Genomic DNA, 2,852 nt, shown 5'->3' with positions numbered 1-2,852 from the left:
CTTAAAGAGAAAGTCACCTCCCCCTTTTCCCCCTCGCTACGGGGCATTGAAAGTGCCGTCCCTATGGAAAACCCGATGGGTTTACCACAGGGACTTGGAAAACCCCTACGGGGTTTTCCACACTTCCAACACCCCTCCGCTCACCTCCTTTTTCCCCTCCGACTTTCTCCCTTTCCAGAGGGAAAAATATTTTGGGGAAATACCCTTACAGGGGGCTTAGATTATCAAAGAGTTTATTTTCACTTTTCAGCTGTTATTATAGCCTGTCCGAAAGAGATTTGCAAGCCCTCCGGACAGGCTTCTTGCTGCGCTTATATTATCAATACATTTTTCCCTATCACAGCTCCATGCCGCCCATGCCTCGCTGGTGCTGCTGTTGCTCCTGCTGCCGTCCGATCTCCGGATTGGGAAGCAGCTCCCTCGCCTTTTCAAGCAACGGGAGCAGACGCTCCGGCAAGCGTTCTTCCAAGTAGTCCAGCAATCGCCCGATGCCGTCTGTCAGACGCTCGCTAAAGCTGCGTTCTTCTTCCAGCTCGTATTGCAGATAGCTGTTTTCCTCCCGCAGCCTCCGGTTTTCCTGTTCAAGCCGCTGCTGCCGCTGCGCTTCTTCCATCCGCTTTTTCATAGACGGAACTTGCGACCGCAGACGGGTATTTTCTTCCGTCAGCTCCTTGACCTTATGCCGATCCGTCACGCTGCGCAGAGCCATCTTCTTTAGCTGCTCGACCTGATCCACCGTCACGCCCTTTACAGCCCCTGTGAGCGTTTTTTCGGGCTGTATGTCGGACAGAGATACATTTACACTGTCCGCCTCCTTTAAGAGCCGCACAGTGCCTTTCAGAGCGTCCCGCTGCCGTTCCAGCTCGACAATCTCCTGCTCGGCTGCCGCCGTCTGCTGCTGCACCACCTCCAGCCTCGCCGCCGCTTCTCTGAACTGCGGCAAATCCATGTGCGGTCTGTTCGTGCCGAGTGAGATAATTTCAAAATCGTGCCTCTGGGCGATCTCCGTCAGAGCTTCTTTCTCACGCTCCATCCACGCCGCCCATTCAGTCTGCTTTTTGCCGACACCGACAAACCCCTGCTGCTTCAACGCCTGTTTCATAGATACCCGCGTCGAAAGTCCTCTTGACTGCTCCGTTGCCACTGGGATAAAATCGACATGGAGATGGGGCGTTGCCTCGTCCATGTGCAGCACCATATTGAACACCCGCAGATGGGGGTTGCGTTCTGCAAAGGACTCCGCAAAATCTTTCAGAGCTGCCGCCGCCCGTTCTCCGTCCGGCGTACCGCATCCGCAGTCGCTCATGTTGCCGATCTGGAAGATCGCTTCATGGAACAGCTTTTCCTGTTTGCTCTGCCGGATATGCTCGTAGTAGTCCGGTATCTTATCTCTTGTTTTGGTTTTCTTTGCGTTGTAGGCTGCGAGAGCTTCATCAAAAACCATGTGGTAGACCTGCTTCAGATCCTCGTTGCAAAAAGTGATATTCTGCTCCGTCCGGCTCCGGTCTACATTCGCCGCAGAGAAGCTGCGGTTATTGTGCCGGATGCTCCCTGCACCTGTCATGCCCGAAATCGTAACTCCCATAAAATCGCCCCCTTTCCGCTTGTTATTCCGTCCTCTATTTTATCACAAATTTCCGCTGAAAACAACCTCTTTGTTACTTTCTGGTGAGAAAGTAACGCAAAAGCACTTTCACACCGCCGCCCCATCGGTGCAGCGGTATGAAAGTGCTTTGCGCCCCTAAAGGGGGAGGGGTTGCCGGAGCTGCATCACTGCCGGCTTGTGCCTGCTGCTTTGCCAGCTCCGGAGGGGCGCTGCCCCTGCCGTCTGCGGACGGCTCCCCTCCTTCTATTCTCAAAAAACTGTGAATAGAAGAATAAAACGAATATCGTCACAATTCATAGTTTATTATTGAAATCATTCGAAATTTTTGGTATAATTTATACATCAATATGTCGAAGAAAGAGGTGATTCCAATGGGCCAGGAAATTGAGCAACTGCAATTTTCAAACCCAAAATTAAAGGAGGTTTTACCATGAAAAAGTTTTTATCCGCAATTCTCTCCTTTGCGATGATTTTTGCGCTTTCTATTCCTGCTTTTGCAGCAGATATAACCGTAGCTCCTACCGAAACTGTAACCAACGAATATCAATCCATGCTCGAACTCCAAAAGATTTCCAATGCTACTCTGGCCGCCGAAGGCTATACACCTTCGGAAATCGAAACAATCCGCAACACTGACCAAATCTTTGATGATCACATTGCTTTACTAAATACTCTCTCCGATAACAGTCTGCAAACCGCCGGTTATACCGTCGATCAGATTCGTGGTATCAGAAACTACGACCCGGACTCCGCTACCGTAAATGAAAAAGTTGCTTTGTCTGCGGAATGTGTGACTACTTCCACAATCGACAACTACACCGGAACAACCGGTCGAGTTACAAGTGAATTTGAATGGGTAGGCGTTCCGGCGTTCAAAATGACCGATATTCTCATCACTGCATGGAATAACTGGCAAATCACCGGAAAATCCGCAAATATAAAGTACAGCCATATCAATGGAACCGGACCTTCATACTGGCAATCTCCCACTTATCAAAAACCCGAAAGTGGCATGACCTCTTATGGCAGCGGGTACTCTTATAACGCCGCCCTCCAGGACAATTATTTCTACGCCAGCGAGGGATACAGCATTTTTGTTCTCAGTCGGCAGTCCAGCTCTCACCTTGAAACTATCTCTCGTGTAAGCCACCAACAGGGAATTGCAACCCTCAATTACTCGATTTCCAGCGGTTTTGACATCGGTATTTCTATCGGTCGTAAACTCCTTGGCGACGGACATGATGAA

At 50.2% G+C, this 2,852-nt stretch carries 2 protein-coding genes; one reads left to right on the top strand and one right to left on the bottom strand.

Annotated features, from left to right (window positions below; translation table 11 throughout):
- Window positions 1–337: 337 nt before the first annotated feature.
- Window positions 338–1,585, bottom strand: a complete 1,248-nt coding sequence (locus HMPREF1546_RS01620; protein WP_021751621.1) for a plasmid recombination protein — start codon at window positions 1,583–1,585, stop codon at window positions 338–340.
- Between the two features lie 451 nt (window positions 1,586–2,036).
- Between HMPREF1546_RS01620 and HMPREF1546_RS01615 the strand changes: the two genes are divergently transcribed.
- A partial coding sequence (locus HMPREF1546_RS01615; RefSeq protein WP_021751619.1) for a hypothetical protein occupies window positions 2,037–2,852 on the top strand: 816 nt, incomplete at its 3' end.

The sequence above is a fragment of the Oscillibacter sp. KLE 1745 genome, from assembly GCF_000469445.2.
Taxonomy (GTDB): Bacteria; Bacillota; Clostridia; order Oscillospirales; family Oscillospiraceae; genus Oscillibacter; species Oscillibacter welbionis.
Note: the sequence above shows the minus strand (reverse complement) of the source record. Positions and strands in the feature narration are given on the sequence as shown.

Bases quoted from the DNA above. Each gene is read 5' to 3' on its own strand.
- HMPREF1546_RS01620 (WP_021751621.1), bottom strand. From the start codon at position 1,585: ATGGGAGTTACGATTTCGGGCATGACAGGTGCAGGGAGCATCCGGCAC.